At 45.6% G+C, this 24830-nt stretch carries 27 protein-coding genes; all 27 read left to right on the top strand.

All coding sequences use genetic code 11. The features are described from left to right. Positions 1-77: 77 nt before the first annotated feature. The 27 genes from fsa to atpA all read left to right on the top strand — a co-directional run bounded on the left by fsa (position 78) and on the right by atpA (position 24792). The gene (gene fsa / locus ACFQ2J_RS12840; protein WP_386061023.1) at positions 78-722 is read left to right on the top strand and encodes a fructose-6-phosphate aldolase; all 645 of its coding nucleotides are present in this window, start codon (positions 78-80) and stop codon (positions 720-722) included. 69 nt (positions 723-791) lie between these two features. Further along, positions 792-2078, top strand: coding sequence for a UDP-N-acetylglucosamine 1-carboxyvinyltransferase (locus ACFQ2J_RS12845; protein WP_386061024.1), 1287 nt, complete (start codon positions 792-794; stop codon positions 2076-2078). A gap of 52 nt (positions 2079-2130) precedes the next feature. Continuing rightward, on the top strand, positions 2131-3099 hold the full coding sequence (gene glpX / locus ACFQ2J_RS12850; RefSeq protein ID WP_386061026.1) for a class II fructose-bisphosphatase: 969 nt from the start codon (positions 2131-2133) through the stop codon (positions 3097-3099). Positions 3100-3937: 838 nt separating this feature from the next. After that, positions 3938-5236 carry a transcription termination factor Rho gene (rho, locus tag ACFQ2J_RS12855; RefSeq protein WP_386061029.1) on the top strand — a complete coding sequence of 433 codons (1299 nt, stop codon included), beginning with the start codon at positions 3938-3940 and terminating at the stop codon, positions 5234-5236. Positions 5237-5398: 162 nt separating this feature from the next. Then, positions 5399-5644: a type B 50S ribosomal protein L31 gene (locus tag ACFQ2J_RS12860; protein ID WP_386061032.1), complete on the top strand. Its 246-nt coding sequence runs from the start codon at positions 5399-5401 to the stop codon at positions 5642-5644. A 288-nt stretch (positions 5645-5932) separates the two neighbouring features. After that, the gene (locus ACFQ2J_RS12865; RefSeq protein WP_386061034.1) at positions 5933-6553 is read left to right on the top strand and encodes a thymidine kinase; all 621 of its coding nucleotides are present in this window, start codon (positions 5933-5935) and stop codon (positions 6551-6553) included. Positions 6554-6656: 103 nt separating this feature from the next. Beyond that, complete coding sequence (locus ACFQ2J_RS12870; RefSeq protein WP_386061037.1) at positions 6657-7061, top strand: hypothetical protein; 405 nt, start codon at positions 6657-6659, stop codon at positions 7059-7061. A gap of 97 nt (positions 7062-7158) precedes the next feature. Next, positions 7159-8229 (top strand): peptide chain release factor 1, encoded by a 1071-nt coding sequence (gene prfA, locus ACFQ2J_RS12875; protein WP_386061040.1) that lies wholly within the window; start codon positions 7159-7161, stop codon positions 8227-8229. Position 8230: 1 nt separating this feature from the next. Then, on the top strand, positions 8231-9100 hold the full coding sequence (gene prmC, locus ACFQ2J_RS12880; protein WP_386062496.1) for a peptide chain release factor N(5)-glutamine methyltransferase: 870 nt from the start codon (positions 8231-8233) through the stop codon (positions 9098-9100). 338 nt (positions 9101-9438) lie between these two features. Beyond that, positions 9439-10044, top strand: coding sequence for a stage II sporulation protein R (gene spoIIR, locus ACFQ2J_RS12885; protein WP_386061042.1), 606 nt, complete (start codon positions 9439-9441; stop codon positions 10042-10044). Positions 10045-10100: 56 nt separating this feature from the next. Then, positions 10101-10523: a hypothetical protein gene (locus tag ACFQ2J_RS12890; RefSeq protein ID WP_386061045.1), complete on the top strand. Its 423-nt coding sequence runs from the start codon at positions 10101-10103 to the stop codon at positions 10521-10523. A gap of 183 nt (positions 10524-10706) precedes the next feature. After that, positions 10707-11753: an L-threonylcarbamoyladenylate synthase gene (locus ACFQ2J_RS12895; protein WP_386061047.1), complete on the top strand. Its 1047-nt coding sequence runs from the start codon at positions 10707-10709 to the stop codon at positions 11751-11753. A gap of 74 nt (positions 11754-11827) precedes the next feature. After that, the gene (locus tag ACFQ2J_RS12900; RefSeq protein ID WP_386062499.1) at positions 11828-12370 is read left to right on the top strand and encodes a manganese efflux pump MntP; all 543 of its coding nucleotides are present in this window, start codon (positions 11828-11830) and stop codon (positions 12368-12370) included. A gap of 77 nt (positions 12371-12447) precedes the next feature. Continuing rightward, positions 12448-13053, top strand: a complete 606-nt coding sequence (locus tag ACFQ2J_RS12905) for a low molecular weight protein arginine phosphatase (RefSeq protein ID WP_386061050.1) — start codon at positions 12448-12450, stop codon at positions 13051-13053. A 31-nt stretch (positions 13054-13084) separates the two neighbouring features. After that, positions 13085-14377, top strand: a complete 1293-nt coding sequence (locus ACFQ2J_RS12910; protein WP_386061053.1) for a methyl-accepting chemotaxis protein — start codon at positions 13085-13087, stop codon at positions 14375-14377. Between the two features lie 42 nt (positions 14378-14419). Next, a complete protein-coding gene (rpiB, locus tag ACFQ2J_RS12915; RefSeq protein ID WP_386061055.1) occupies positions 14420-14860 on the top strand; it encodes a ribose 5-phosphate isomerase B in 441 nt (146 codons plus the stop codon). Positions 14861-14961: 101 nt separating this feature from the next. Then, positions 14962-15534, top strand: coding sequence for a TIGR01440 family protein (locus tag ACFQ2J_RS12920; RefSeq protein ID WP_386061058.1), 573 nt, complete (start codon positions 14962-14964; stop codon positions 15532-15534). 32 nt (positions 15535-15566) lie between these two features. Continuing rightward, the gene (locus tag ACFQ2J_RS12925) at positions 15567-16802 is read left to right on the top strand and encodes a serine hydroxymethyltransferase (protein ID WP_386061060.1); all 1236 of its coding nucleotides are present in this window, start codon (positions 15567-15569) and stop codon (positions 16800-16802) included. Positions 16803-17192: 390 nt separating this feature from the next. Continuing rightward, complete coding sequence (gene upp / locus ACFQ2J_RS12930) at positions 17193-17825, top strand: uracil phosphoribosyltransferase (protein WP_386061063.1); 633 nt, start codon at positions 17193-17195, stop codon at positions 17823-17825. A gap of 110 nt (positions 17826-17935) precedes the next feature. Next, the gene (locus ACFQ2J_RS12935) at positions 17936-20098 is read left to right on the top strand and encodes a S8 family serine peptidase (RefSeq protein WP_386061066.1); all 2163 of its coding nucleotides are present in this window, start codon (positions 17936-17938) and stop codon (positions 20096-20098) included. A gap of 340 nt (positions 20099-20438) precedes the next feature. Further along, positions 20439-20627, top strand: a complete 189-nt coding sequence (locus ACFQ2J_RS12940; RefSeq protein WP_386062501.1) for an AtpZ/AtpI family protein — start codon at positions 20439-20441, stop codon at positions 20625-20627. 1 nt (position 20628) lies between these two features. Continuing rightward, positions 20629-20997 carry an ATP synthase subunit I gene (locus ACFQ2J_RS12945; protein WP_386061069.1) on the top strand — a complete coding sequence of 123 codons (369 nt, stop codon included), beginning with the start codon at positions 20629-20631 and terminating at the stop codon, positions 20995-20997. A gap of 24 nt (positions 20998-21021) precedes the next feature. Then, complete coding sequence (atpB, locus tag ACFQ2J_RS12950; protein WP_386061072.1) at positions 21022-21744, top strand: F0F1 ATP synthase subunit A; 723 nt, start codon at positions 21022-21024, stop codon at positions 21742-21744. 51 nt (positions 21745-21795) lie between these two features. Further along, complete coding sequence (atpE, locus tag ACFQ2J_RS12955; protein ID WP_386061075.1) at positions 21796-22002, top strand: F0F1 ATP synthase subunit C; 207 nt, start codon at positions 21796-21798, stop codon at positions 22000-22002. Between the two features lie 196 nt (positions 22003-22198). Further along, positions 22199-22723: a F0F1 ATP synthase subunit B gene (locus ACFQ2J_RS12960; RefSeq protein ID WP_386061078.1), complete on the top strand. Its 525-nt coding sequence runs from the start codon at positions 22199-22201 to the stop codon at positions 22721-22723. After that, positions 22720-23268 (top strand): F0F1 ATP synthase subunit delta, encoded by a 549-nt coding sequence (locus ACFQ2J_RS12965; RefSeq protein ID WP_386061081.1) that lies wholly within the window; start codon positions 22720-22722, stop codon positions 23266-23268. The genes ACFQ2J_RS12960 and ACFQ2J_RS12965 overlap by 4 nt, the downstream gene beginning before the upstream one ends. 15 nt (positions 23269-23283) lie before the next feature. Beyond that, the gene (atpA, locus tag ACFQ2J_RS12970; RefSeq protein ID WP_386061084.1) at positions 23284-24792 is read left to right on the top strand and encodes a F0F1 ATP synthase subunit alpha; all 1509 of its coding nucleotides are present in this window, start codon (positions 23284-23286) and stop codon (positions 24790-24792) included. Positions 24793-24830 lie beyond the last annotated feature (38 nt).

The raw sequence follows: 24830 nt of genomic DNA on the forward strand, positions 1-24830 counted from the left end.
TCCGTGGAGGCTCTTCGCCTTCGCGGATTGGTTTTTTTCTTTTTTTGAAAACGCAATCATTTTGAGGAGGGTAACATATGAAGTTCTTTATCGATACTGCGAATATTGAAGATATCAGGGAAGCCAATGCACTTGGCATCCTTGCTGGAGTTACGACGAACCCTAGCCTCGTTGCGAAGGAAGGCGTCTCTTTTCATGAAAGACTGAAGGAAATCACTGCTGAAGTGGAAGGTTCCGTCAGTGCAGAAGTCATTTCGGAAGATGCTGAAGGGATGATCGAAGAGGGGAAGGAACTTGCTGCAATTGCTCCGAACATCACGGTGAAGGTACCGATGACGATGGAAGGCCTGAAAGCAGTCAAAGCATTTTCCGATCTTAATATCAAAACCAATGTGACATTGATCTTCTCCGCGAACCAGGCTTTGTTGGCGGCAAGAGCGGGAGCGACGTACGTTTCGCCTTTCCTTGGCCGTCTTGATGATATCGGTCAGAACGGTATGGAACTGGTGGCGCAGATTGCCCAGATTTTCGACACGCATGCCATTGAAACAGAAATCATCGCAGCTTCGATCCGCCACCCGATTCATGTAACAGAGGCAGCGACATATGGTGCCCATATTGCGACGGTTCCTTTTAAAGTACTTAGCCAGCTTGTGAAGCATCCACTTACAGATCAAGGTATTAAAAAGTTCCTTGCCGATTGGAACGATAGTCAAAAATAACAGGCATGAAATTGGAAAATATGTGCAAACTAACAGAAATTCTTAACACAGATAAGTGAGGAGTTTGTCATGCAAAAATTATTGATCGAAGGCGGAAAACGGTTGAATGGTCAGGTCAGGATCAGTGGAGCGAAAAACAGTGCGGTCGCGCTGCTTCCAGCTGCGATCCTGGCAGAATCGGACGTAACGATTGAAGGTCTGCCGAAAATTTCCGACTTGGAAATCCTCGGCGATCTTTTAGAAGAAATTGGTGGAAAAGTGGAAAAGGATGGACAGACCATCCATATCGATCCATCGAATATGATTTCCATGCCACTTCCGAATGGAAAAGTGAAAAAGCTGCGTGCATCCTATTACTTCATGGGTGCAATGCTTGGGCGTTTCAAAAAAGCAGTCATCGGTCTTCCGGGAGGATGTCATCTGGGGCCAAGACCAATCGACCAGCACATCAAAGGCTTCGAAGCGCTTGGTGCACAGGTGACCAATGAGCAAGGTGCGATCTATCTTCGGGCAGATGAGCTTCGAGGTGCAAGGATCTATCTTGACGTAGTAAGTGTTGGAGCAACCATCAATATCATGCTTGCAGCTGTCAAAGCAAAAGGTAAGACAATCATCGAAAATGCCGCAAAAGAACCGGAAATCATTGATGTGGCGACATTGCTGACAAGCATGGGAGCGAAAATCAAAGGTGCCGGAACGGATGTCATCCGAATCGAAGGTGTAGAAACGTTATCAGGGTGCATGCATACGATCATTCCTGACCGGATCGAGGCAGGTACGTATGCGATCATGGCAGCAGCTCAAGGGGAAGAGATGCTGATTGATAATGTGATTCCGCAACACCTCGAGTCACTTCTTGCCAAGCTGAGAGAGATGGGTGTCTCGATTGAAGCGAACGAAGAGCAACTGTTGATCAAGCCAGGTAATAAACTGAAGAGTGTCGACATCAAGACGCTGGTTTATCCAGGTTTTCCGACAGACTTGCAACAGCCATTCACTTCTCTGCTGACAAAGGCAGAAGGGACAGGTGTCGTAACAGATACCATCTATTCCGCTCGGTTCAAGCATATTGATGAATTGCGCCGCATGAATGCGAACATTAAAGTCGAGGGTGGAGCAGCGATCGTTGCCGGCCCATATCAGCTCGAGGGTGCAAAAGTGAAGGCGAGTGACCTGCGTGCGGGAGCTGCGCTGATCATCGCTGCATTGATGGCTGATGGCGTTACGGAAATCACGGGGCTAGAGCATATCGATCGGGGATACGAAGAGATTGCTCAGAAATTGACAAGCCTTGGTGCAACCGTTTGGAGAGAGGAAATGTCCGAAGAAGAAGTGGAACAGTTTCAAAATTCTTAATTGATTTCCATGGAGATGGGGAAAATCAAGGAATGAATGGAGAGGAATAACCATGGAAAGAAGTTTATCGATGGAATTGGTACGTGTAACAGAGGCGGCAGCACTTAAATCTGCCAGATGGATGGGCAGAGGAAAGAAAGATGAAGCAGATGATGCTGCTACCTCAGCTATGCGTGACGTTTTCGATACGATTCCGATGAAGGGGACAGTCGTCATCGGTGAAGGAGAAATGGACGAAGCGCCGATGCTTTATATTGGGGAAAAGCTCGGCAATGGCTATGGACCACGTGTCGATGTAGCTGTCGATCCATTGGAAGGAACGAATATCGTAGCTCAAGGGACATGGAATGCACTAGCCGTCATTGCCATTGCAGACGACGGGCAGCTGCTCCATGCACCGGATATGTACATGGATAAAATTGCAGTTGGCCCGGAAGCAGTAGGGAAAATCAACATCAATGCTTCCATTAAAGAAAACCTTGAAGCAGTTGCAAAAGCGAAGAATAAAGATGTGGAAGATGTCGTCGCTATCGTGCTGAACAGAAAAAGGCATGAAGGCATCATCCAGGAAATCCGTGAAGCAGGTGCACGAATCAAGCTGATCCCTGATGGGGATGTTGCTGCGGCGATCAATACTGCCTTCGATCATACAGGTGTCGATATCCTGTTCGGTTCCGGAGGTGCACCTGAAGGCGTGCTTGCAGCAGTGGCACTTAAATGTCTTGGCGGAGAAATCCAGGGGAAACTGATTCCTTCCAATGATGAAGAGCGCCAGCGCTGCTATGATATGGGAATCGAAGATTTGGACAAAGTCCTGTATATGGATGACTTTGTCGGCGGCGACGATGCCATTTTTGCCGCATCAGGCGTTACAGACGGAGAGCTGTTGAAAGGTGTTCAATTCAAAGGGAACAAAGCAACGACCCAGACCCTTGTCATGCGCGCCAAATCAGGAACCGTCCGCTTCATCGACGGCGACCACAGCCTTAAGAAAAAACCGAACCTAGTAATCAAACCTTAATCGACCAATACTTATACAATAATGAAAATGCGTTACTATCTACATAGAACGCATTTTCATTTTTTCTAATTCAATTGATGGGGGATAAATTGACTCGCTTTCCGCGGACGAACGTTCGAGCCTCCTCACTTCGTTGCGGGGTCTCTCTCGTACGTTTTTCCGCTGGAGTCTCGCCAATTTATCCCCCATCAACGCGCCATTGAGGCTTTGAAAGTGTAAATACTGAATCATTAAGCAATTATGTTATAAATCAAAGCATTGGTTCCGTACACTCCATTCAGTTAGGAGGAGGGAAACGGCGAGACTCCAGTGGGAGATGCAGAACAGGTGAGACCCCACAAGTCGTGAAACGACTGAGGAGGCTCAGCGTCTGCCCACGGAAAGCGAGTCGTTTCCTGGATCCTTTGTCCTTTTTTGGTAAGGAACCAATATTCCTTTAAAGCAGTGCAAGAATGAGTGTCTTCATTCCAATGGAGACATAGATGAACTGTTCAAAGAAGATTTTTCATTTTCATATTGAATAATCAAACTTAAAAGAGTTAAAATGGTTAATGTTATAATTAATATATTCAATATGAAAATATAGTTTAAGCCCCGACAGCTTCTTTCAATAGCTTCGAGAATTCTTCCAATCCTTCTTCAGGGCTCTGCACAACTGGCAGCTTGCCTTAGTATCCGTTTAAAAACCGGACAGACAGAGTCTTTTATGTTGTACGAAGTACGCACACACTTCATAGTTTGAAAGATTTCCAATTATGGCTTTCTTGGATCAGGAACGATCGGACAGGGACTTGCTACTATTTCTCAAACGTTAAAAATTCATAGGTGTGGTGATATTGTGGCTGAACTTACTATTTCCCATTTAGAAACACTTACCTTGAAGGATCTTTATGCGCTTGCACGCCAATTCAAGGTTTCCTATTATGCAAAATTGACGAAACGCGAACTTATTTTTGCCATTTTGAAGGGACAGGCAGAAAAAGGCGGTTACCTCTTCATGGATGGAATCCTGGAGATCATCCCGTCTGAAGGCTTCGGCTTTCTGCGCCCGATCAATTACTCTCCGAGTGCAGAGGATATTTATATTTCTGCGTCTCAGATCCGCCGTTTCGATTTGCGTAACGGAGATAAAGTATCTGGTAAAGTACGACCGCCAAAAGAAAATGAACGGTACTACGGACTGCTTCATGTCGATGCAGTGAACGGAGAGGATCCGGAGACAGCGAAAGAACGAGTCCATTTTCCTGCACTGACGCCGCTTTATCCAGATCGTCACCTTCAATTGGAAACGACAAGCAACAACTTGTCTTCTAGGATCATGGATTTGATGGCTCCAGTAGGGTACGGACAACGTGGACTGATCGTTGCACCACCTAAAGCGGGTAAGACGATGCTGTTGAAACAAATTGCCAACAGCATTTCTAAAAACCATCCCGAATCTAAGCTGATCATCCTGCTCGTCGATGAACGTCCTGAGGAAGTGACGGACATTGAACGCTCCGTTGCGCCTGACGTCGACGTTGTAAGCTCAACTTTCGATGAAGTACCTGAAAATCACATCAAAGTATCCGAGCTAGTCTTGGAACGTGCGATGCGATTAGTCGAACACAAACGTGATGTCATCGTACTGATGGACAGCATCACCCGTCTTGCGCGGGCGTACAACCTTGTCATTCCACCAAGTGGACGTACACTATCCGGTGGTATCGATCCTGCTGCATTCCACCGTCCGAAACGCTTCTTTGGTGCGGCGCGTAACATCGAAGAGGGTGGTAGCCTGACGATTCTTGCCACTGCTTTGGTAGACACAGGGTCAAGAATGGACGATGTCATCTACGAGGAGTTCAAGGGTACAGGTAATATGGAACTCCATCTTGATCGCAGCTTGGCTGAACGCCGTATCTTCCCTGCAATCGACATTCGCAGATCAGGAACAAGGAAGGAAGAATTGCTGCTTACGAAGTCCCATATCGAAAAAATCTGGGCGATCCGTAAGACGATGAATGATTCACCGGAATTCGTCGATCGCTTCCTTCGCAGGCTGAAATCCTCGAAGTCCAATGAGGAATTCTTTGACCTGATGGACAAGGAAATGAAGGGGAAAACCAATGGCAGAAGGGCTTCCAGTCATCAATAAAACATAAGTCGACAAATGCCTGAACTTGTTCTTGCATTGGATTTTCGACCCTGTTATAATCAATCTATGTGAGTTTCGAGATAGGGTATGGCAATCATACTCATACGGCTCTTACAATAACTCTGTTTCCAAAGGATTCAGGGCAAAAAGGAGTGGAAGAACATGAAACAAGGAATTCATCCGAAATACCAAAAGGTAGTATTTCTAGATACGAGCTCTGATTTCAAGTTTCTAACCGGATCTACTAAGACTTCCGAAGAAACAATCGAGTGGGAAGATGGCAACACTTACCCATTGATTCGTGTTGAGATTAGCTCAGCTTCTCATCCGTTCTACACAGGCAAGCAGAAAGCTGACAAAGCTGGCGGCCGTGTTGATCGCTTTAAGAAAAAATATAACCTTAACTAATGATTGGACGTCCATTGGACAGACAATTTCATTAAAAGAAAAAACAGGCAAAACGTCTACTTTTGCCTGTTTTTTTTCACTTAAATCAGGAATTTTGAGTCTAAATAGATGAAATAAGGGGAGCTGTCCCGAAAAGGGGTGATGACCGGATTTGGTCCGGATCACCCTGTACGGAGTCATTCGGGCTGCTTCCTTTTTGAATGTATTGCTTGTGCAACTCGAAGATTTCACAGGCGGATTATTGGGAAGAACTAGTTGTAAGAGTTGGAGAAGGGAGCGACTTGCATCGTGTATGTCATGAAGCAGAGCGGTTGGGTAGAAGTCATTTGCGGAAGTATGTTCAGTGGAAAATCGGAGGAATTGATCCGTAGGGTCCGTCGTGCTACATATGGAAATCTTTCTGTACGTGTGTTCAAGCCTGTGATTGACGATCGTTATTCCGAAGATTCCATCGTATCTCATAACGGTACAGCCGTATTGGCCCGCCCGATCGAAGCATCCAAGGATATTCTTTCCCTTGTAGATGAAAACGTCGATATCGTTGGAATCGATGAAGTGCAGTTTTTCGATAACGACATTGTTGATGTGGTTGAAACGCTGGCGGAAAAAGGAATCCGTGTGATTGTAGCCGGTCTCGATACAGATTTCCGCGGAGAACCATTTGGTCAGATGCCGGAACTGATGGCGTTGAGTGAAACGGTAACGAAGCTGAATGCGATCTGCCCTGTTTGCGGATCCCCTGCCAGTCGTACGCAGCGATTGATTGATGGAAGACCTGCATCCTATGATGACCCGATCATCCTTGTAGGTGCATCTGAGTCCTATGAACCGAGGTGCCGCCATCACCATGAAGTACCGAATAAACCCAGGCAAGCGTTCGTAAAGAAATACGCAGAACAGAAAGCCTGAATGAAGTCGAAAGCATATGCTTTCGGCTTTTTTTAATGCGAAGATTTTCATAATCCATCTACTCCGGGGCAACCTAAGAAAAACAAAAAAGGAGTGGGAAGATTTGAAGAAGTGGGCTTTAGCTCTTGCACTGTTAAGCTTTTCTGTCTTGGCCGCATGCAATAACATGGAGGATTACCAGGGTCAGAATGAAGATCCGAATCCTACTGCAGAAGAAATGAAATTCACCGACACGAAGCCATCTGGAATCGACAATCCAAGGACAATCAACAATGTAGGAAGGACATGGGGGCTGAAACAGGACCGCGATAAAATCATCGAATCCGCTGAAAGTGTGCCTGGGGTGAAAGTCGAGAGGGTCATCCTGGAAAGTGGGTTTGTCCGTGTGACAGCTTCCATTGATGAAAAGGACCTCAGTGAAGCAGACAAGAAAGACTGGGCAAAACAGATTGAAGAAACCATTGAAGGCGCCATGCCGAGGTATGATATCAAAGTGAAAGTAAGGTGAAACAGAGGGTTGCAAGGTGGGTATTTTCACAGTCATCTTGTAACTCTTTTTTCTCTATAATATAATTAGACTGTTATAGAGAAAGAGGTGGATGAAAGTGCTCGATCGTTTACAAACACTTGAAGACCGTTATGAAAAATTGAATGAGCTGCTCAGTGACCCTGAGGTGATCAGCGATACTAATAAACTTCGTGAATATTCAAAAGAACAATCAGGTCTGGAAGAGACCGTCCAGGCGTACCGTGAATACAAAGATGTTTCGTCCCAGCTCGATGACGCCAAAGTCATGCTTGAGGATAACCTGGATGATGACATGTATGACATGGTCAAAGAGGAAATCAGTGAACTTTCCAAGCAGAAGGAAGAGTTGGAAGAACGTTTGAAAGTATTAATGATTCCGAAAGATCCTAATGATGATAAAAACGTCATCATGGAGGTTCGTGGTGCTGCTGGTGGAGATGAAGCGGCGTTGTTCGCAGGCGATCTTTTCCGCATGTACACGCGTTATGCTGAATCTGAGAGATGGAAAGTCGAAATCATCGAATCCCACCAGAACGATGTTGGTGGCTACAAAGAAGTCATTTTCATGGTGAATGGTCAAGGAGCTTATTCCAAGCTGAAGTATGAAAATGGCGCACACCGTGTCCAGCGTGTACCCGAGACGGAATCAGGCGGCAGAATCCACACCTCAACGGCAACGGTAGCCGTACTTCCGGAAGCGGAAGAGGTCGAAGTGGATATCCATGATAAAGATATCCGTGTGGACACATTCGCATCCAGTGGACCAGGTGGCCAGAGTGTCAACACAACAATGTCAGCTGTCCGTTTGACACATATGCCTACAGGGGTAGTCGTTTCTTGTCAGGATGAAAAATCACAGATCAAGAACAAAGAAAAAGCGATGAAAGTGCTTCGTGCCCGTGTGTACGATAAGTTCCAGCAGGAAGCACAGGCGGAGTACGATGAGACTCGTAAATCTGCGGTCGGTTCTGGAGATCGCTCCGAGCGTATCCGTACCTACAATTTTCCTCAAAATCGTGTGACCGACCACCGTATCGGATTGACGATTCAGAAACTGGATCAGATACTTGAAGGAAAAGTAAGTGAAATCATTGATGCGTTGATGATCGAAGAGCAGACGAAAAAATTGGAGCAACTCGGTGAATAACATGGATATAACGTTTAAAACCATTCAGGAAGCCCGGAAATGGGCTTCTCTTTTTTTACAGGAGCATGATCGGGAACCTCGCGTAGCCGATCTATTATTGGAGCACCATCTGAATATGTCGTACACGCAGCTGTTAGCGTATGGAAGGGATCCCTTCCCTGAAATGATCAAGGAATTTTTCGTTGCGGACATCGTTCGTCATTGCGACACAGGAGTACCTGTCCAGCATTTGATCGGCCAGGCAGCTTTTTATGGACGGAGTTTCCACGTCAATGAGCATGTGCTTATCCCGCGGCCGGAAACGGAAGAGCTCGTTGAAGGAGTGCTGCAGTTTGCGTTGGATCACCATTTGAAGTCACCAGTCATCGTTGATCTTGGAACCGGAAGCGGCGCGATTGCATGCAGCCTGTCCTTGGATTTGCCAGAGAGCAACGTGTATGCAACCGATATTTCAGAACAGGCATTGGCGATTGCAGAGCAAAATGCGACGCAGTTAGGGGCGAAAGTGACCTTCAAACAGGGGGATTTTCTTGCCCCTTTGGTAGATGGGCTGGATACAGTGGACATAATCGTATCGAATCCTCCGTACATCTCTGAAGAAGAAGCGTCGGAACTCTCCGAAACGGTAAAAAACTTTGATCCATCGTTAGCCTTATTTGCAGATGAAGATGGCCTTGCTGCTTACCGCAAAATACTGATGCAAATTCAGGAAAGCGCCTATCAACCAGCACTGATTGCATTCGAAATCGGCCACACCCAAGCCGATGCCATCTCCATACTAGTAAAACAAATCACAACCTACCACCCAGAAGTCCGAAAAGACATCAACGGCAAAGACCGAATGATCTTTTGTACTCCTACGAGTTTTTAAATATTGTGGAATCAGTTATAGTTTGCATTTTGTAATATACGAGTACTGTTATTGAAAACGATAGCTGATTAATTTACTGGGGCGTTTATTAAACTTTAGCAGGGGTGCTTGGGAATTGACGAGACTCCCGCGGGAATGGATTGGCTGGCAAGACCCCACAGAGCTTTAAGCTCGAGGAGGCTTGCCGCCATCCCCGCAGGAAAGCGAGTTATTTCTCAAGCACCCCTACTTTTGCAAAAGGTAACGCCCCATAATTTTAAAAATAGTAGATTATGAGTTTAAAAGAAATGTGTGCTGCCCATACTATGACCAATAGCAAGTAGAGAGGGGCACACACAATGAAAAAAGCACTTATAACAATCTTGATCCTAATGACATTGATCATATCCATTCCGGTGACCGGCTCTGGTCAGACGCAAGGTTCCGATTATCAAGTAATCCCTGATGAAGCAATCCGACTTCGCATCCTGGCTAATAGTAACTCAGAAACAGACCAGCAACTGAAACGTGTGATCAGAGACAACGTTAACGCAGAGATTACGACATGGGTAGAATCACTGACTTCCATCGAAACAGCACGTGAAATGATCTCCAACCGTCTCGGTGAAGTCGAAGATATCGTTGCAACCACACTTGAAGGCGCCGGTGTCAGCCAATCCTATCAGGTCGCTTACGATCAGAACGTTTCCTTTCCTACTAAACTGTACGGCAATTATATTTATCCTGCAGGTCAATACGAAGCGATTTTGATTACTTTGGGACAGGGAAAAGGAGATAACTGGTGGTGTGTACTGTTTCCTCCATTATGTTTCCTTGATTTCTCGAACGGGACGACCGTAGCAGCGGCTGAAACCGGGGACGAGGCTCCGGCCGAGGCAGAAGAAGTAGAAGTTGAATTCTTTCTTGTGAAACTATGGAACAAGCTGATCAGTCTATTTTCTTAGCATATCAACCCACTCCTTTTCATAGAGTAATGATAGAAAAGGAGTGGGTTCTTTTTATGGAAATAAAAAAAATCGATAAGGCGTTGTGCAGAACTTTGGATGAGGAACATCGTCTGCTTCAAGCTGGGAAATTGAAGGAGCAGGAACTTCTCGAATATGGGTACATGATTGAAGCTGGAGAGGAAAAAATCGGAAGTTTTCAGCTTCATCCTACTGATGAGCACAGTGTTCAACTACGAAAACTGTCTTTATTCAATGAAGCGACCCCCGAGCTGTTGCTGTTCATTTTTCATGAGATTTTAGTCTTTATTCATACAACTGAGGTGGATCAGGTGATTGTTTCCAGCCATACAAGGTTTCTCGATGAATTATTAGAACACTATGGTTTCGAAAAGAATGACGGCAGCAAAAACCAAGCACCTTCCACCCATAAAAGCTGGGTTTATAAAATAAGTAATAACAGTAATCCACAGGAATGAAGAATTCCTGTGGATTTTGTGTATACAAATGTGAATAACTCATTTAATCACAAAATGTAACCGGTTAATTGTGGATGAAATAGTGGATAACTTGTGATTAACCGGTGGATAGCCGGTAGACTTGCGTCAATACCTTCAAAGATTCATAATAACTATAGAAGAATCGAGAAGGAGCAAGCAATCATGATGCACTACAATACGAAAGTTTGGAAAATAAACAGCATACAAACAGAGGGCTCAAGCGATGATTTAGATGAAGCTGCGCAATTGCTGAAGGCGCATGAAACGGTCGCTTTTCCTACCGAAACCGTGTATGGATTAGGAGCGGATGCAACTTGTGAACAAGCTGTGGATAAAATATTCCAGGCGAAAGGACGCCCAGCCGATAATCCATTGATCGTTCATGTCGCTTCGAAACAGAAAATCGAAGACCTTGTGACTGTCATCCCTCCAGTAGCTGAAAAATTGATCGAGCAGTGCATGCCCGGTCCACTAACAATCGTACTGGAGAGTAACGGGAGCTGTGCTGCAAATGTTACAGCTGGGTTGTCTACCGTCGCAATCCGGATGCCGGACCATCCGGTAGCAAATGCACTTTTGAAGGCTTGTGATCTTCCACTGGCAGCTCCGAGTGCGAACCGTTCTGGACGGCCAAGTCCGACAGAGGCAGAACACGTATATCAGGATCTAAACGGCAGGGTCTCCGGGATCGTGGATGGTGGTCCCACTGGAGTAGGTGTGGAATCGACTGTAGTGGATTGTACAAGTGAAGTTCCGATCATCTTACGTCCAGGTGGTTTAACAAAAGAAGAAATCGAATCTGTCGTAGGAGAAGTGATGGTCGATCCTGCGTTGGCATCTGATAGAGATAAACCGAAATCGCCCGGAATGAAATACAAGCACTATGAACCGGAGGCACCACTATGGCTGGTCAATGGAAGTGATGACTTTTTCATTCAGCAATTACGAGAATTGGAGCAGCAAGGAAAGCGTGTCGGTGTCATTGCAAGTACACAATTCATCAATAAAATCGAAGACGCAAACGCATTATCCGTCGGCTCAAGAAAAGACTTGAAAGAGGTAGCGGTCAACCTTTATAAAGCACTCCGTCACTTTAAAAAGGCAGACGTAGATGTCATCCTTTGTGAAGCGTTTCCGAATGAAGGAGTAGGAGAAGCAATCATGAACCGACTCCAGAAAGCCGCAAGCAGTCAATTGGATGAATTTTAATTTCGTTTTCATAGGATGAAACCTCCCCGCATATAGTGAGATAGCATGTCCGGGGAGGTTTCGCTATGTCTTCCATCTGGTTGGGAGAGGTATCATCACTAACATTTTTAGGTTTTGCTCTGGGTTTGGATGCATTTTCCGTCTCATTGGGGCTAGGGATGCAGGTAATGCGATTAAAGCGAATTTTTTATATAGGCATCATCATCGGAATTTTTCATATGATCATGCCATTTATCGGAATATCACTTGGGAGGAGACTATCAGAGGAGTTCAGCGATATAGCAATTGTCCTTGGTGGATTGTTGTTGATCGGCATTGGTGCACATATGCTGTTCTCGACCTTTCGTGAAAATGATGCTCCACTTCAGGCGCCAATCGGTATGGGAACCTTCGTCTTTGCATTCACCGTGAGCATCGACAGCTTTTCTGCAGGGTTAAGCCTCGGTTTATCCGGCGTTGGTGTATTGCTTGCCATCATACTGTTCGGGGTGATGAGTACGGTGTTGACTTGGACAGGCTTCCTGCTGGGACGAACCGCCAAAGGGCTGCTAGGTGTCTACAGCGAACTGCTTGGAGGCAGTATTCTTGTGGCAATCGGTTTGAATACGCTGTTTTAATTAAAGGTTCCGATTTTCTAATCGAAACGCCTATGGTATGATATGGGCAAAATCAGTCGATGTGGAGGAACGGAATTATGAAGGTATTATTCATTTGTACAGGTAATACATGCAGAAGCCCGATGGCAGAGGCATTATTGAAGCATCATGGAACGGATGTCGAAGTGAAGTCTGCCGGTATTTTTGCGGGCAAGGGGCAGCCAGCTTCCCAGGGAACGGTGGAAGTGTTGGACGAGAAAGGGATTAAGCTGGAACATGCTTCCCAATCGGTGACAGGGGAATTGCTCCAATGGGCAGATGTTATTCTTACGATGACCGAGCAGCATAAACAGTCGCTATTGATGCAGCATTCAGCTCATCAGGATCGAGTTTATACATTGAAGGAATACGTCCTCATGGATGAACTGGAAGAATGGGAAAAGTTGAAGCAGGCCTACAGTGACCTCGAAGAGAAACGGCTGACGTTCATGAACGAACACCACCATCTGCAGGGCAAAGAGTTGGAAAAGGAATTACTGGATCATCTGGAAGCGGACATCATCGCAATCAAGAAGATGGAAGCAGACCTACCTGACTTGAACATTTCTGATCCTTTTGGCGGAAATGTGACAATTTACCGCAAAACCCTCCAAGAAATTGAAAATCATATTGAACTTCTAGTAAAAAAGATGGACAATAGATAAAAAGAGCTTCAATTTATCTGGGGGGATTCAGTTGGAGAAAAAGTATAAGTTCAGCTTACGCTGGAAGCTTGTTTTGTTCGTAACGGTGCTTGCATTGATCACCTATACGACGAGCATGCTGTTCATTTCTGTTTTTTATGAGTATATCAATGATTTCTGGAATGTATCCGAGCAGGTATTCACCGTACTTACACTAGTGCTTGGGGTGTTCTGGTCAGGTGTGCTTGCCTATTTCATGTCAGGGTTCATCACTCGACCTTTGAAAAAGCTGGAGCGTGTCGTCAGCATTGCAGCAGAGGGAGACTTGACGGAAGATATCGATGTCCCAAAATCGGATGACGAAATCCGTTCCTTGACCCTTGCATTCGAGAAGATGCTGGGTAATATGAAATCGATCATTCGTAACATTGATGATAACTTCGAAGAAACGAACGAATCGGTACATAAAATGAAGCTTGCGGCTGAATATGTATCTGACCAGGCGACTGCAATCGGCCGGACGGTCCATGACATTTCTTCAGGAGCGGAGAGCTCATCCAATGCCATCCAGCAGACAGCAGAGTCGGTGGAAGAGTCGACACAGCTTGCGAGCCAGGTGCAGGAGAAAGCCAATCAGTCGAAACAGAAGTCTTCTGATATGGTAAATGTCCTGAACGAGTCGAAGAAAGTGATACATAATATGGTCAACGGCATCCAGAACCTTTCTGTTGAACAGGAAGCTTCCTTGGAGGATGTAGAACGCCTTGAAACGAATGCAAAAGAAGTAGAAAAAATCATTTCCCTTGTTGGAGAGATTGCTGAACAGACCAACCTCCTTGCACTCAACGCTTCCATCGAAGCGGCACGCGCAGGTGAACACGGAAAAGGATTCGCTGTCGTTGCAGAAGAAGTGCGCAAGCTTGCAGACGAAAGTGCTACCGCTGTTCAAGGGATTTCCGATTTGATCGATAATATCCAACGCGATGTGAAACAGGTCGTCGGGAAAATCGGGAAGCACGTGGAGTTCGCCCGTGAAGAAGCTGGCAAAGGTCAGCAATCCAATGCTGCCATCCAGCAGATGTCGGAGTCCATTAATGAAGTTGCAAGTGCAATTGACGCCATCACAATCCTGGTCGACAAGCAAATGGTCTTCATCCAGAATACAGCACAGCAATCCCAGGAAGTTTCCGCGATTGCTGAAGAAACGTCTGCTGGTGCACAAGAAGTCGACGCTTCCATACAGGAGCAGGCTGCGATGATCCAGGATGTGGAACACCTTGCTGTTTCCTTGGAAAATCAGGCAAAAGCACTGAAAAAAGAAATTCATCGTTTCCGATTGACATAAACCGCTTCATTCATCATGATAGATGAGGAAGGAGTGGTGAAGATGAAAATTATTCTTGCCTCTGACCATGGTGGTGTGAATTTACGTGAAGAAGTCGCATCATTATTGGACGAGTTAGGTATCCAATATGAAGATATCGGTTGTGACTGTGAAGAATCAGTAGATTATCCGGATTACGGCATTCCTGTCGCAGAACGTGTTGCCAATGGCGAATTCGATAAAGGTATCCTGATCTGCGGAACCGGAATTGGGATGTCCATTTCAGCAAACAAAGTGAAAGGTGTCCGTGCCGCACTTGTCCACGATCTGTTCAGTGCGAAAGCTACTCGTGAACATAACGATTCGAACGTCCTCTGCATGGGAGAACGTGTCATCGGCCCTGGACTTGCGCGCGAAATCGCACGTACATGGGTGTCTACCGATTATGAAGGTGGCCGCCACGAACGCCGTGTCGGAAAGATTGCCGAATACGAAAAGAAATAATAGAATAGTAACTGAAGTGGGGAGGAGCATGATCAGACGCTTCTCCCTTTTTATACTTTGTCGGTTAAAATAATGATGAATATGCAAGCGGAGGTGACGCGATGATACAGCTTGATGCTATTTCAAAAGGTATGGGTAATCTTGTTGAACAGTTCGTTGGAAGCGGTTTCCTGAAAGAAGATGAACTGTTCGTGATTGGCTGCTCAACGAGTGAGATTGCAGGTGAGCGAATCGGTACATCCGGGTCTGAAGAGATTGCGGCAGTTCTATATGATGAATTACAGGAACTTCGTGAAAAATCTGGTGCAGCACTTGTGTTTCAATGCTGCGAACATCTTAACCGGGCGCTGGTAATGGAAAGAACGACGATGCTCAAAAAGGGATATGAAGAAGTATCGGTCATTCCGGTTCCGAAAGCTGGAGGCTCGATGGCTTCTTATGCATACCGTCAGATGAAGGATCCTGTTGTTGTCGAGTATGTGCAGGCGGATGCGGGAATCGATATCGGAGATACGCTGATCGGGATGCATTTGAAACCTGTCGCCGTCCCGTTAAGGTTCGACCAGAAATCGATCGGCCATGCGCACTTGAATGCTGCCCGGACAAGACCTCGTTTGATTGGCGGCACCCGCGCGGTATATGATAGAAATGAATTGGATGCAACTTGTGATTGATCAATCGTAAGAGATAGAGAGGGGAAAGTGGAATGGATTACGTAAAGCAGAACGATCTTGAACTATTTGAAGCAATGGACGATGAAAAGGTAAGGCAACGGGAGAAAATCGAATTGATTGCTTCTGAAAACTTTGTTTCAGAAACAGTAATGGAAGCATTGGGATCTGTACTTACGAACAAATATGCAGAAGGCTATCCAGGTCGTCGCTATTATGGCGGCTGTGAATATGTCGACGTTGTTGAAAATCTTGCTCGCGACCGTGCGAAGCAATTGTTTGGAGCAGACCATGCAAATGTGCAGCCGCACTCCGGAGCGCAGGCGAACATGGCTGTCTATTTTACAGTACTTAAGCCTGGAGACAAAGTGCTTGGCATGAACCTGAATCACGGTGGCCACCTGACACACGGCAGCCCGGTCAACTTCAGTGGTACCCTATATGAATTTGAAGATTACGGAGTCGATCAAGAGACCGAGCAGATCGATTACGATGTAGTGCGCGAACGTGCAAAGGAACTACAACCGAAGCTGATTGTAGCGGGAGCTAGTGCTTATCCACGCGAAATCGACTTCAGCAAATTCCGCGAAATTGCTGATGAAGTGGGAGCTTACCTGCTTGTAGATATGGCACACATCGCAGGTCTTGTCGCGACAGGACACCATCCGAATCCGGTTCCTTATGCGGATTTCGTTACGACAACTACCCATAAAACACTGCGTGGTCCACGTGGCGGTATGATCCTTTGTAAAGAAGAGTTCGCAAAGAAAATTGATAAATCCGTTTTCCCTGGCATGCAAGGTGGGCCATTGATGCATGTCATTGCAGCAAAAGCAGCTTCTTTCAAAGAAGCATTGCAGGAGGATTTCAAAGGCTACTCTAAACAGGTTATTGCAAATGCTAAACGCCTTGGTGAGTCCCTGCAGAAACAGGGAGTACGTCTCGTTTCAGGCGGAACTGACAACCACCTGCTATTGTTGGATGTACGTCCATTGAACCTGACAGGTAAAGTAGCGGAAAAAGCACTTGATGATATTGGGGTGACAACGAACAAGAACACGATACCATTTGATCCGGAAAGCCCGTTCGTAACAAGTGGTGTCCGAATCGGAACGGCAGCTGTCACAACTCGAGGCTTCAAAGAAGCAGATATGGATGAAATCGCAGAGATCATCGCCTTCACATTGAAGAACCATGAAGACGAAGAAAAAATGAAACAGGCAGCAGCACGTGTCAAAGACCTGACAAGCAAATTCCCACTATACGAATAATCAATCAAAAGCACCGCTCCCAAAACGAGCGGTGCTTTTCAATTATCTAAACCTACAGAGTGTGCTCTGATTACGTTATCTGGGTTTGGTGTAACTCCCTGTGTTTCGTTCAATTTAACTTTGCAAAATGGGAAGGTGAAGCGGTGAGACTCCAGTGGGAAAGGCGGACTAGGTGAGACCCCGGACATCGTGAAACGATGGAGGAGGCTCAGCGTCGCCCCACGGAAAGCGAGCCGTTTCCCCTGACCATTTATACTATTTAAAGGTGAACGATACAGCTTCCCCTGGGTATTGAAAGGTAGTTTTTTTATATGCGACAGGAACTTGCAGGATGTGCTTTTTTTCTGTACAATCTTAAGGATGCAAATAATAAGAAGGAGTGAATCGGAAATGGGTAAAGTATACGTATTGGACCATCCGTTAATTCAACATAAACTGACCTACATACGGAAGAAGACGACAGGCACGAAAGAATTCCGTGAATTGGTCGACGAAGTAGCAGCATTGATGGCTTTTGAAATCACACGTGATCTTCCAGTCGAAGAGGTGCAAATCGATACGCCGGTAGTAGAAGGTGCTAAAGCGAAAATGCTCTCCGGTAAGAAAATCGGTCTCGTCCCAATCCTGCGCGCAGGCTTAGGAATGGTCGATGGCATGCTTCAGCTGATCCCTGCAGCCAAAGTAGGCCACGTCGGTTTATACCGTGACCCAGAAACACTCCAGCCGGTTGAATATTATGTAAAATTGCCAAGTGATATCGAAGAACGTGAATTGATCGTGCTCGATCCGATGTTGGCCACAGGAGGATCCGCAAATGAAGCGATCCATTCCTTGAAAAAACGCGGAGCGCGTCAAATCCGCCTTATGTGTCTTGTAGCAGCTCCTGAAGGTGTGGAAGCTGTGCAGGAAGAACATCCGGATGTCGACATCTACCTTGCAGCAATGGATGAAAAGCTGAACGAAAAAGGCTACATCGTCCCAGGACTTGGAGATGCCGGTGACCGTCTTTACGGAACTAAATAAATTAGAATTAGCCCTACTGTCATTCAGTGGGGTTTTTTTATGTCTAAGTAAATTCGCATAGAACAACCTTTTCTTCAAATAATAGAAAGAATGAAAGGGGTTCGTTCTACATGCATAAATACGGGTTGATGGTACTATTGCTCTCTATCGTTTTCATAGCAGGCTTTGATAATGACGAAACGACTTGGATCATTGAAGTGGACGGTAATCCTCACGAAATCAAAAAAGAGATCGAACAAAAAGCTCCGTTGTTAAAAATCGTAGAAGTATATGAAAAAGTATTCAATGGGCTAGCCATCCAAGGACCTGTGAAGGAATTTGAGCGGCTCGAAAAAGTGGACGCCATCGTCAATCGACACCCGGTGGTTTCTTATCGCGCCAATGATAATATCAATCAATCTGTTCCCTTCATCAAACAGGATCAATTGAACAGAAATACTATCCCCTACACAGGAAAAGGAGTGAAAGTGGGGGTGGTGGATACAGGAATCGATTACACTCACCCTGATTTGAAGGGGAATTATCGGGGAGGATTCGATGTCGTGGACTTTGATGATGATCCGATGGAAACGGTCGGCGACGGTGCCACATTGCATGGAACACACGTAGCAGGAGTGATCGGGGCGAATGGGGAGATGCAGGGGATTGCCCCGGACGTGGAACTGTATGGCTATCGCGCCTTGGGGCCAGGTGGAGTTGGTAACTCGGTGCAGGTCATTGCCGCTATAGAGGAAGCTGTTAACGATGGGATGGACGTCATCAACTTATCGCTGGGTAATGATGTCAATGGCCCGGACTGGCCAACTAGCGTTGCGGTCAATAAAGCGGTTGACCTTGGTGTGGTAGTCGTTGTGGCAGCTGGCAATTCAGGTCCGGATCCGTGGACAGTTGGCTCTCCAGCTACTGCCACGGAAGCGATTGCTGTTGGAGCATCCACGCCACCGATGAAAACGCCTCTATTATATGAAAGAAAAAAAGATCGCTTCATATATATGCAACCCTTAATGGGGGCAAAGCCTTGGGATTTGAAAAAGAAATATCCGATCGTCGATGGTGGGATTGGTGACAAGCCGGTAGCCGATGCCCGAGGAAAAATCGTCCTTATGAAACGAGGGACCGTACCTTTTACAGAAAAAGCGAAAGTTGCAGCTGAAAGTGGGGCTGTAGCTTTGATCATCTATAATAATGAAAAAGGGATGTTCCAAGGAGCGTTGACAGAAACAGACCTCCCAATTCCGGTTGTTGCTGTATCGAACAAAGATGGTAAGTGGCTCCGCTCGAATGTCACAGGAGATGAATGGTTAGAAACGAGATATGCGGACAGTGTCGATCAACTTGCTCCGTTCAGCTCCAGGGGACCGGTAACCGCCAATTGGTCGATCAAACCGGACATCGTTGCCCCGGGTGTCGCGATTATGAGTACCGTCCCTGGAGGATATCAGTCGCTTCAGGGGACGAGCATGGCAGCTCCGCATATCGCTGGAATCGCAGCGCTGATAAAAGAAGCGCATCCGGAGTGGGGACCGAAAGAGGTTAAGACGGCGATGCTTTCCACTGCAGATCCTTTGAAAGATGGAAAAGGTATCTATTATCAACCTACGGAACAAGGAATGGGGAAGGTTGATGTAGCGAGCGCCATCAAACCAAAGCTGAACATTGAGCCGTCTCAGCTCAACTTTGGTCGAATGAACAGCAATTTTCCGAAAAAGACAATCAAGGTGAATCTAACAAATAAGTCAGAAGACCAACAGTCCGTGCAAGTCATCCGACCGATGCAGAAAATCGGACTGCGCTGGCATTTGCCAAAGTCCTTCACCTTGGCGCCTGGAGAAACAAATCGCATCGAGATCGCCCTTCAAGTACAACCGCAGTTCCTCGATAAAGGATTGCAGCAAGGGTGGATCGAGTTCAAAGTGGGAAAAGAGAAGGTGAAGCTTCCGTACTTGTTCATGATGGAAAACAGCGACTATCCACGAGCGATGGGATTTGAAATTGCTGAAGCAGAATTCAACTCGAAAGCTTATGACTATCGGTTCTATTTACCTGAAGATGCCGATCATGTCTCTGTCGATCTCTACAGAACCGATACGCTCACCCATGTAGCAGAGCTCTTTGAACTGGATGCTACGCAAAAAGGTGTTGTCGAAGGGAGCATCAAGGCTCGTGACATCCCGGAAGATGGCATGTTTGTTGCTGTAATCTCAATTGAACGGGACAAAGAACATTACAGCTATGCTTCTCCGGTATTGTTTGATCGAAAAACGCGTTCTTAATGCTCAGTATAAAGCAAAAACGAATTCTGAAATTGGAAATGCAGACAGAGATGTCGATTTCCAATTTTTTATTGTGACGAAATTGTGAAAACCTATGTATTTTTTTGTGGTTTTCTTTATAATGGAGAAGGGAAAATAAACGATTTCAATTTTTGTTGAAAATTGTCATTTCTGTTTGTATTTTTCCTCACAAACTCATTGACAACCCACTACCCCTAATGTAGACTTACTTAGTGTGGAATGATAAGGTTTTCATTGTTGAAATGAAGCTGTTTGTTCCCCTTTTTAATGTAAGATGGGAGCGGTCATTTTGAAGGATCAGAAGCACCCATTCCAAGCAATGGCCATAACAAGTGCCATCGTCTCCCAACTAGCAGGCGGACCACTCGCCGGAGTGTTTCTTGGAAAGTGGATCGATCAACAAATTTCCACACATCCGACATTTCTCATCATAGGATTACTCACAGGTTTAGGAGCAGGTACATATGGAACGATCCTCATCGTACGTAAGCACACGGGGGACAGATGATATGAAGCAATATCAACAAATGATCGCCCGACAACGCAAATGGATGTTCTATCTTCTGGCATTATTTGTACTCGGATGGGGGATTACACCTTATCAGAGTATATTCCTCGGACTTCTCCTAGGAAGTTCACTCAGTTTTTACAGTCTCTGGTTGATGCAGCGGAAAGTGGACAAGTTTGGCAAAGCCACCGCGCAAGGCACTTCCGTAAAAGGGATTGGTACATTTTCACGATTGATGGCAGCGGCACTCGCTGTGTTAATCGCCCTTCAGTTCGAAGATTATTTCCATCTGATTGCAGTAGTATTGGGTCTAATGACAGCCTATTTTGTCATTATGATAGATTTTGCATTTTCAAGAGCCAAAGACTAGCACTATAGAAGAGAGGTGAACAGGTTGGATCACGGAGCACCGATTTGGAACGATGCTTTTGGCATTTCGTGGCTGGATTTTAACTTATCCAACGTGTTGATGATGTTTATTGCTTCACTGATTGTTTTCATACTTGGTGTGGCAGCAACGCGCAACATGCAGCGAAAGCCTACAGGCTATCAGAATTTCATTGAATGGTTGATCGACTTTATCAAAGGGATCATTGGCTCGAACATGGATTGGCGGACAGGTAAACGGTTTTTACCGTTAGGGTTGACGCTTTTCACTTACATTTTCGTAGCGAACCTTCTTGGAGTCATGCTGATGGTGGTCATCGATCATGATCTATGGTGGAAATCACCAACATCCGATCCAGGAATTACATTGACCTTGGCTACCATGGTAGTGGTATTGAGCCACTATTACGGAATCAAGATCAAGGGTGCCAAAGAATACGGGAAAGATTTCCTGCGTCCTTTGCCATTCTTATTACCATTCAAAATCATTGAAGAGTTTGCCAACACGTTGACTCTCGGGTTACGTCTTTACGGTAACATCTTCGCAGGTGAGGTACTGCTGACGATGCTTGCAGCCGCAGCTGTTTCAGGCTTTGGCGGATTTTTGGGAGCAGCCCTCCCGATGCTTGCATGGCAGGGATTCAGTATATTCATCGGATTTATCCAGGCATTCATTTTCACTATGTTGACAATGGTCTATCTATCTCACAAGGTTAGTTCAGACCATTAATATAATTTTTCAAAAAACTATTTTTTTACAAATAAGAGGAGGATTTTCATTATGGGTCTATTAGCAGCTGCAATTGCAGTAGGATTGGCGGCACTAGGTGCTGGTATTGGTAACGGATTGATCGTAAGTCGTACAGTTGAGGGTATTGCACGTCAGCCAGAACTTCGTGGTGCACTTCAAACAACAATGTTCATCGGTGTTGCGTTGGTAGAGGCGATTCCTATCATCGCGGTTGTAATCGCATTTATCGTAATGTAACAGGTATTTATAATGAATCAGTGATGGCGAAGAGCGTCTAAGCAGGTCTTCGCCATTACTTTGTACCTTAATTCCAAACGTTTGAAACTTTTTGTACATGTTCTTTGCAGAAAACTACGCTGAATGGTTCTTTACCAATAGGATGAGTTTTCATAATGAGCCTGTTACGGTTACGTTGTTGAAAGGAGTGGACACTGTGCAATCATTTACAGGTATGTTTGTTGTCGGTGCTGAAACCGGCATCATGATTGGGGATATGTTGGCTCAATTGTTCTTCTTCCTTGTTCTGCTTGCTCTCCTTGCTAAATTCGCCTGGGGACCGATCATGAACATGATGAAAGAAAGAGAAGACCACATTGCCAATGAAATAGATACGGCTGAAAAAAGCCGTGAAGAAGCAGCTCGCCTGCAACGTGAAGCTTCAGAAGAGTTGAAGCAGACTCGTCAGGAAGCTCAAGGCATCATCGAGGATGCGAAAAAGACAGCAGAGCAGCAAGAACGTACTATCATTGATGATGCAAAAGCAGAAGCTGGCCGCATCAAAGTAGCTGCCAAAGAAGAAATCGAGCAGGAAAAAGAGAAAGCACTTCAAGCAATCCAAGACAAAGTCGCTTCCTTGTCTGTCCTTATTGCCAGCAAGGTAATCGAGAAAGAATTGTCTGAACAGGATCAACAGCAGTTGATCAACGAATATATCAAAGAGGTAGGAGAAGAGCGATGAGTGAAGCCGTAGTTTCCAAACGCTATGCACAAGCTCTTTTTCAACTCGGCCAGGAACGAAATATTATGGATACGTTGGAGCAGGAATTATTGACTGTCCGCGAAGTGTGGGCAACCAACAAGAAATTCACAACATTCCTGCAACATCCGAAAGTGACGATTTCCAAAAAGAAAACAGTACTTTCTGATGTGTTCCAAGGTTTCTCCAAAGAGGTCGTGCATACGCTGCATTTGCTTGCCGACCGCCATCGTGAAGAAATCATTCCTGAAGTGATCGCTCATTTCATTACATTGGTGAACGAATCCAAAGGAATCGCAGAAGCCAAGGTCTATTCTGTACGTGAACTATCAGAAGAAGAGAAAGTACAGATCTCTTCCGTGTTCGCTCAGAAACTAGGCAAGAACCAACTGAAGATCACGAATATCATCGACCCTTCCATTCTTGGTGGAATCAAGCTGAGAATCGGCAATCGGATCTATGATGGAACGGTCAAAGGTAAGCTCGAGCGCATGGAGCGTAAATTGGTTTCTGCAAACAATAGATGATAGGGGTGAAATCGCATGAGCATCAGAGCTGAAGAAATCAGTTCCTTGATTAAACAGCAAATCGAAAATTATGAAACTGAAATTGAAGTCAATGATGTGGGTACAGTCATCCAAGTCGGTGACGGTATCGCACGTGCTCATGGTCTGGATAACGTAATGGCCGGAGAGCTTGTTGAATTTTCCAACGGTGTTATGGGTCTTGCCCAAAACCTTGAAGAAAACAACGTAGGTCTCGTCATCCTAGGACCATATACAGAAATTAAAGAAGGCGATGAAGTTCGTCGTACTGGACGCATCATGCAAGTACCAGTAGGAGAAGAGCTTCTTGGCCGTGTAGTAAACCCTCTAGGACAGCCAGTTGATGGTAAAGGTCCAGTGGAAACTTCTAAAACTCGCCCGATCGAGTCTCCAGCACCTGGCGTAATGGATCGTAAATCCGTTGATGAGCCATTGCAGACTGGTATCAAAGCGATTGACGCTCTTGTTCCAATCGGTCGTGGACAGCGTGAGTTGATCATCGGTGACCGTCAGACAGGTAAAACTTCTGTTGCCATCGATGCGATTCTGAACCAGGCAGACCAGGATATGATTTGTATCTACGTCGCAATTGGTCAGAAAGAATCTACCGTTCGTGGAACAGTAGAAACACTACGCCGTCATGGTGCACTTGATTACACGATTGTCGTGACAGCAAGTGCTTCCCAGCCAGCACCACTTCTTTACTTGGCACCATATGCAGGTGTATCCATGGGTGAAGAGTTCATGTACAACGGAAAGCATGTACTAGTCGTATATGATGACCTTTCCAAGCAGGCATCTGCTTACCGTGAGCTTTCCCTATTGCTTCGTCGTCCACCAGGCCGTGAAGCATTCCCGGGAGACGTTTTCTACTTGCATTCCCGCTTGCTAGAGCGTGCTGCTAAGTTGAGTGATGCTAAAGGTGGAGGTTCATTGACTGCACTTCCATTCGTTGAAACACAAGCAGGAGACATCTCCGCTTATATTCCGACAAACGTAATTTCCATTACAGATGGTCAGATTTTCTTACAATCCGACCTATTCTTCTCTGGTGTACGTCCAGCGATCAACGCCGGTCTATCTGTATCACGTGTAGGTGGTTCAGCACAGATCAAAGCGATGAAGAAAGTTGCCGGTACACTACGTCTGGACTTGGCATCTTATCGTGAGCTGGAAGCTTTCGCACAGTTCGGATCCGACCTGGATAAAGCGACTCAGGCGAAGCTTAACCGTGGTGCACGTACAGTAGAAGTATTGAAGCAAGGCCTTCATAAGCCGCTTGCTGTTGAAAAACAAGTAATGATCATCTTTGCATTGACTAAAGGAATGCTAGATGAGATTCCAGTAGAAGATATCACACGTTTTGAAGAAGAATTCCACATGTGGATGGATAACAACCGCAAGGATCTTCTGAGCCAAATTCGTGAAACTGGTAAATTAGCTGATGAAGATGATATGAAAGAAGCGGTTGAAGCATTCAAGAAAACGTTCGTCGTTTCTGAATAATTGAAGCGCAACCTTTGTTAGAAAGGGTGGTGAAACAG

The organism is Thalassobacillus hwangdonensis (genome assembly GCF_042675915.1).
In the GTDB taxonomy this organism is placed as follows: domain Bacteria; phylum Bacillota; class Bacilli; order Bacillales; family Halobacillaceae; genus Thalassobacillus_A; species Thalassobacillus_A hwangdonensis.